This is a genomic window from Rhizobium sp. Root1334 (genome assembly GCF_001426665.1).
Taxonomy (GTDB): domain Bacteria; phylum Pseudomonadota; class Alphaproteobacteria; order Rhizobiales; family Rhizobiaceae; genus Pararhizobium.
In genome coordinates this window covers 132,543-138,941 of record NZ_LMEY01000032.1, presented here as the reverse complement: position 1 = coordinate 138,941, position 6,399 = coordinate 132,543, and the positions used below count along the sequence as shown (strand labels likewise).

6 protein-coding genes are annotated in these 6,399 nt (G+C 48.1%); 2 read left to right on the top strand and 4 right to left on the bottom strand.

Annotated elements, in window-relative coordinates; genetic code table 11:
* Positions 1-466 precede the first annotated feature (466 nt).
* Positions 467-2,278, top strand: coding sequence for a toll/interleukin-1 receptor domain-containing protein (locus tag ASD36_RS29730; RefSeq protein WP_082562874.1), 1,812 nt, complete (start codon positions 467-469; stop codon positions 2,276-2,278).
* A 112-nt stretch (positions 2,279-2,390) separates the two neighbouring features.
* Positions 2,391-3,026, top strand: a complete 636-nt coding sequence (locus ASD36_RS29725) for a hypothetical protein (RefSeq protein WP_060509983.1) — start codon at positions 2,391-2,393, stop codon at positions 3,024-3,026.
* 198 nt (positions 3,027-3,224) lie between these two features.
* Here ASD36_RS29725 and ASD36_RS29720 read toward each other — a convergent pair whose 3' ends face one another.
* The 4 genes from ASD36_RS29720 to ASD36_RS29705 form a co-directional block, all read right to left on the bottom strand.
* Complete coding sequence (locus ASD36_RS29720) at positions 3,225-4,484, bottom strand: hypothetical protein (RefSeq protein WP_060509981.1); 1,260 nt, start codon at positions 4,482-4,484, stop codon at positions 3,225-3,227.
* A gap of 377 nt (positions 4,485-4,861) precedes the next feature.
* Positions 4,862-5,095: a hypothetical protein gene (locus ASD36_RS29715; RefSeq protein WP_060509979.1), complete on the bottom strand. Its 234-nt coding sequence runs from the start codon at positions 5,093-5,095 to the stop codon at positions 4,862-4,864.
* Positions 5,096-5,283: 188 nt separating this feature from the next.
* Complete coding sequence (locus tag ASD36_RS30885; protein ID WP_156393939.1) at positions 5,284-5,649, bottom strand: hypothetical protein; 366 nt, start codon at positions 5,647-5,649, stop codon at positions 5,284-5,286.
* 166 nt (positions 5,650-5,815) lie between these two features.
* A complete protein-coding gene (locus ASD36_RS29705) occupies positions 5,816-6,106 on the bottom strand; it encodes a hypothetical protein (RefSeq protein WP_060509975.1) in 291 nt (96 codons plus the stop codon).
* Positions 6,107-6,399: the final 293 nt, after the last annotated feature.

Sequence of the window (6,399 nt, the reverse complement as noted above, 5' to 3'; positions counted from 1 at the left end):
GATTTTGGTCCAGGCCATCGTGAACTCCATCGAATCTTTGCAAATCCGAAGGAATCATAACCTACTGAAATCACCCACCTCTTTTTGAGGCAGCCTCTAAGAGACCATTGAGATTCTATCATGCGCGTGTTTCTACCATGAAGGGATTGTTATACCCCCCCCCTGAATTCACAAAATCTGTTTTTCACGTACGCATATTGAAATTTTACTTACGGAATGTGGATCGAATAATTATAGTATATTAAGTAATATAAACATCGAAAATGGAAATTATTAGCAATTAATATATTTTATATTCTAGGTAATTACACTTAAATTGTGGCTAAGTGTTTTGAGTGTCGCCCAATTAAATTTGAGGTCCTGGGTGGAAACAGAAATGTTTCGTATAATGTCTTCTGAAGAAAATTTATACTGGTATAAACCATAATGATCACATAGCGTCCGCGATGCAACCGGAGCGGACTGAATGGCAATTTCCCGTCATATCAATTGGGTTATAAATGATGGAGTTAAAGGATGGAATGATCGCCGCAAACGCCGTCATTTTGTGCCAAGCCTTATGCATACGCATAGTTTGGCAGGCCTTGATTTGTCTGGGATAAACTTCAGGGGAGCCCAGCTTCGCGGAGCAAATCTTAAGGAAACAATTCTAAAGGGAGCAAATTTAATCGGAGCAGATTTGACTAATGCAAATCTTAGCGATGCAGATCTTAGTGGAGCGCAACTAACGGGTGTTACGCTAAAAAAAGGACAATTGACGCGCGCAAATCTTGAGAAGGCGGATCTCATGGACGCAGATTTGACCGGCGCGACATGCTTTCAATCCAATTTTAGAAAAGCCTTTTTTGTTAGGACAAACCTTACCGAAGCATTCTTGTTAGACGCAGATATCCGGAGCGGACCCAGTCCTACCGACGTAACCAGACTCAACCATACAACTGGACTGACCCAAGCTCAAGTTGAGCAGATGGTGGGCGACACAGGAGTGGCTCTGCCTGATTCGATGGCTTTCCCTCCTCACTGGCCACTTTGGGAAGGTCTCCCGATAGATGACCAGGAAGGTTTGAGAGCGGATTTTTCGACATTCGCATTCATTTCTTATGCTCATGGCGACCGCGATATCGCGAACCTGATCCGTAGCCAATTTGAAGTGTCTCGAATTCCGACGTGGTGGGATCAAGAGCTTTTAGCTGGCGAATCTTGGCGTGAAACTATTGGGGAGAGGCTCAACAGTGCAGCAGCTATAGTAACTCTTTGGACAGAAAAAAGCAGCACTTCCAAGGCAGTTGTGGAAGAAGCGTCCCGAGCACAGAAGGATGCAAAGCTCGTCCATGTCAGACTGGATAGCGCCGAGATTCCATATGGTTTTTCGGAAACCCAATATGCAGACCTAAGAAAGTGGGATGAAGAACTCGATCATCCCGAAATGCAAAAATTGATTCAAGCGGTCCGAGACAAACTGTTTCCGCCGTCCCGTGAAGATATCGCAGCTCGCGTCACCTCGGCTGCGCCCGTCGCAACGATAATTGAAGACGGTTTAATCACAGCGAAAGATAGCCCCCCATATGCGGCCCCTCAGCGGCAAGATCCTAGCGATTTGGAGGGGCGGCTTACCGCTCAAGAGATATTGGCCCGAAAAGCCCTTTCAGCGGTACAGCATCTTGATAATAACCTCGGCGAAGCTTTGCGCTTTGATCTAGAGCACTTTTTATCCCAAATTACGTTTCGGCCTGCTTCCTGGTACATTTTGTCTGACAGCATTGACGATTTGAAAGTCCATTTATCTATAGAAGGAAATTGGCCTGGAAGTACTAAAAATTCGATCGAAAATCTCTGCAAGGGTCATGAAGCTTTACGACCATTGCTTCAACCTGTTCAGCCGCCCCTTTCATCCCTAGATGCCCCGCTGATCCCTCCTGAGCTGAAATCGGAGAAGTTGACTGACGCAACGCTGAAAGAAATCGTCACCACAACGGAAAACATTTTTGCAAGCGCCGACGCTGAAGTTGTTTTAGCGGAACCCGCTTTGCGCGCAGGTGAATATTTGGCTGTTGAGATCAGCGACGCTCGGACATTCGTGGCATTTTCGGAGTCATCAGCCGCGCAGCGGTTGCGCAAGATCCGTAAGGCGATCCTGGGTCTTGCGGGACTAGTTGGAACCGCCATTACTTCTATATCCCTTGGAATAACCGGAAACCTACTAACATCTCCGGATGCGGCCGGTACCTTGCTACAAACGCTGAAGAAACTATTCGAGATATTAGTATCGCTGTTCTAATATTTGCATCGAGCAACGGGATCTGGAAGGGCCGTTTTGGCAGATTGTAAAATCCTGGTTGTTTACGGAGCAGCTTTCTCCTAATGCTGGCCATCTTTGAACGGGGGTTTTCATGGCAAGCAGTCAAGATATCGACAACAAGATCGCGGAGTTTCCGGCCTCGGAAAATAAAGCAAATACAGAATCTAACTATACAACATTTGTGTCGGAACGAGCAGCATTTGAAGAATACGAATTACGACAAGCAGATATTAGAAGAACGTTAGTTATTATTACCACTTATTTTAGTGTTTTCACTGCAATATTTTTGATTCTTGCTTGGGTTTCTTTTGGAAACCCAGAAATATATCGTATAGACTCAGAAACGTTATCTCTATTAAATAGCGGATTCAATGCTATACTATTGCTGACAATGCCGTTTTTACTGGGCGTCCTCGGTGCAGTCGCAAGGCTGCTTTTGTCCGGCGTGAGAGTGATGGCAGAGTTGCCGCTAGCCGTGGGATCGGGGTTGATGGCCACCTTCTCCTGGGTCGGCATCAAGAGCGGTGTATTTATGGCCGTAGTTGCACCCCATATGGCCAAACAAGGCGTGGCTGATCAGGCTGCCTTTGCTAAGACGCCCAGTGATTTCTATACTCTTGTGCTAGTCGCTGTGTTTGTAGGTATGTTTTCAACGAACCTGTATCTTTTTATAAGCCAGCGCGTTGAACAACTCTCAAGCAGAAAAGCAGAGCATAGAGAGCGATGAGGTATGTGGTGTAACAACCAAGTGGAGCCTGGAGTCGCTACCTGCAACTAGTGTGTTTGCTCTCAAGGTTTGATGGCGGGGGACATGTGCATTAAGCCATCTGCGTTGCCGGACATGCGGTAACAGGAACTCTAATCTTATTAATGGGATGGCACTGCCAAGCTAGGGCGGAGTCAGTGGTGGCTCCCTTCCCCACCGTTAGGGAAGACGGAGCAGTGCCTTTGCGGCCTCGATGACCGCAGGCAGCCACTGCAAGCCCGGAATATTCTGCATTGCACCCAGCACGGAAACGATGCCAGCAAGGATAATAGACGCGATGTTTTTTCTACCCGTGTCTACGACAGCCTTGCCCAAGGACTTGAACACCGCGGAAGCCAAATTACCCAAGGTTCTTGCCATCGCAAGGATGCGCCCGCCGCGTGATCTCTTTCCGCTCGCCCGCCACTGAGCTGCTTCATTCAAAGAGCTAACCACCTCGGAATCAACCGTCGGAATGGCGGCGAGAGCGCCCGACAATACAATAAGAGAGTCCGACATCGCTATCTCGTCGTCGTTGCTCACTGCTACGTCGGTGCTGCTACTGACGAAACTGCGCCAGTCTTCAAAATTAGAAAGATACCGGTCTAGCCCCGACAATTGGTTTCTTAAGAGTGCGGCGAGATGATCCATGAGAGAATTCTCTTCCGCAAGGAAAACCTCCTGAGCAGTCGCCACCGCCTGCCCGAGAAGTAGGATGACACCCTCATCTTTAAGCTTGTTGCCAACCAACGCGAAAACCCATTTTAGCTGAGCACTGCAGTTGCTGCTGGCCAGAGACATCGTTATCTCCGCCGCTACTTCCATAAGATGCGCACGTTGGGCTTCAACAAAGCGCTCCCTTTCTCCATCAGTCACCGAATGCAACGGCAAGACAAATAGGCCCGTTTCTGTCATCTCATACTGAAACGGCGCAATATCTTGGGAGGGCGTCTTTTCCGTGATTTCCAGTCGGAGTGCATCCGCCACAAAGGGAGCCAAATAGGAATCGTACTTTAAGTCGGTATGAATGGCGGTTTCTACATACCCAGCTTCGGCATATCGGTTTCGACGGCTTTCTTGCGTCACCTCTTCCATGGCGGCTTGTATAATGTCGGTGTAGGTGACTAGATGAGCATGTAGTGCCGACATTTCCGTCCGCTCGGCTGGCGTCAAGGTCTTTTCCCTCATCGCTTTTCCGAAGAAATCAACGCGTATTCGGATAACGTGCGGAAACGCTTCAAACGGCACAATGGCCTTCGCTAACTCGCTCTCGTCTGCCTCAAAGCTGTCGAGAAGGGCGAGGGTGTCTCCAGCAAAAGTAGCTAAATCTCTTAAACTCCGGAAGATATCCCCGACTGGATAATCAACGGAGACGAGCCGATGCATATCCAGCAACGTAGCCTTCATTAAGTCATACGCACTCGCCTTGTTGGGTGCCATTCAATCCACGCTCTCCGCCAGAATCGCCCTCGGTCTTGGCTCGATATAGAGCCTCACTTTGGTCTTTGCTACAACCGTTGGCGGCAGCGCAAACTGGGGAAGATTCAAACGGCACTATTGGGGAGTATTGATCCGGTATCGACAGAATGGTGAAGATGGCGTTGGCAGGCGAAACCAGCGCGTCAAATTTACCTACCGAGAGGGCCTAATCAATCCGTTGAAATTAGCGTCATCCAATGCACTGCCTGTTGGTTAATGTCGGCATGCTAATTAACGCTATAGCGATTGCCTACAGAATTATTCCCTGAAGAAGTGGAATAAAGGCTGGCGTTCAGTTGTGTGACGAATGGGTTTTGTGATGGCATCCAAAAATCCCTTCAGCTGTTAGCCAGTTCCTTGAAGGGCAAGCTGAAAAGCACCTTGCCATATCTATCGCATACTTCGAATGCCTCATCGCCGATTGGCAATCCGGTGGCAATCTGTTCTTGCATCAGGTCGTGAACAGCAAGTCTTCCTTGCTGAATTGCCGTATCCAAGTCGGGTAGCTCAATCCCGATGGTGTCTTTCTCGATGTATTCGCCATCTCTCAGGTTGAAATAGAACTGTACCATAACTGCACACTCCCGTTTGTCGCGGGAACGCGAGCAAGCCCTGATTGTTCCGAATGTATTTTAGTAAATCATAATATTTGCATCTGGCAAAGCCATCACGGTTGATGCGACCGATCTTTTCCCGTCGACTGTGAACGATTGACGCCGGCTGAACGGCTGAAGGGGCACGCAAACGAAGTGCCCGACTTTTATTGGATTGACGAAGAGAGGGTTGGTTTGAAATCCTGATTGACCAAGACGGCTGCGGCGATCCCGATGGGCTGCAACTGATTTTGGGTGCAGAAGTTTGTCATCCAGACCTCGACGGCATTCGCGTCTATGCCGTTCAGCAAGTCGATTTCCGCCGATTGACGAGGTACGTTCTGCCAACGGGCATAGTTCGTCGCCGAGACGAAACCCAACACCCATTGCATATAATCGCGCCGCAACTCGGGGTTTTCCACCCATGTACCGCAATGGGCAGTACCTACTCCCCGAACCGTAACATCCCCTGCATTCACTATTGTCGGAAGAAACATCAATGAAATTGTTGCGGCGCAAACGGCTCGTTTCATGATATATTCCTCTAAAACCTTGGAAATATTATTATATCGTTCGCAATTCGCCTCTTAAATATTAGTTTTTACTTGTATTGTTTTGTATGGGCTCTGGCAAGTGCGTATCGGCTGTAGCGCATTATTTCCCTGCTATGGTTTCGGCGTTGAGGCGGCGGCATCGATTTTATTTGAATGGCAGGATCACCGCTGATCGATTTGACTGGTTTCGTTTTTTCAACTCATCAAAAATTGTCTCATAGTCCAGAACCACACTATAGGCGATTGAGATGCTTTTTTGATGCATACGCCTACTTTGGTCTACCTCTAGCTGCTTCTCCTCCAATGCGCTTCGGAGGTCAGCAAAACGCTTTTCGGCATCCTTGAGCTTCTTCCGGTCATCGGCGTTTGCGCCAAGCCCAAGAGCTGCACCGATAATAAATGCGACGACCACGATGGTTACGAATGAAGTGAACATTGAAAGCCATCCGTTTAAGACACTGACTACAATAAACTCATTGATCCATGCGAACTAATGGTCCGCCGATTGTCGGATGTGAGATGAATTGCATCCCGACAAGATGTCACATCTTATTAGACAGGTCTAATAATTCAATCTGTTTCACAGCACGACGCCACTACACTAAAAGTGGTACGCGGCACTAGCGCAATCCCAAATTGTTCGTGAATGGTTCGCTTATCGTTTTCGTAAGTATCAGTTTGTGCTGTTATTCTTCCATCGCTGCTGATGCAGCGAATTGCAATCCAGAC

Coding starts and splice junctions, on each gene's coding strand:
- ASD36_RS29730 (WP_082562874.1), top strand. CDS start 467: ATGGCAATTTCCCGTCATATCAATTGGGTTATAAATGATGGAGTTAAA.
- ASD36_RS29725 (WP_060509983.1), top strand. CDS start 2,391: ATGGCAAGCAGTCAAGATATCGACAACAAGATCGCGGAGTTTCCGGCC.
- ASD36_RS29720 (WP_060509981.1), bottom strand. CDS start 4,484: ATGGCACCCAACAAGGCGAGTGCGTATGACTTAATGAAGGCTACGTTG.
- ASD36_RS29715 (WP_060509979.1), bottom strand. CDS start 5,095: ATGGTACAGTTCTATTTCAACCTGAGAGATGGCGAATACATCGAGAAA.
- ASD36_RS30885 (WP_156393939.1), bottom strand. CDS start 5,649: ATGAAACGAGCCGTTTGCGCCGCAACAATTTCATTGATGTTTCTTCCG.
- ASD36_RS29705 (WP_060509975.1), bottom strand. CDS start 6,106: ATGTTCACTTCATTCGTAACCATCGTGGTCGTCGCATTTATTATCGGT.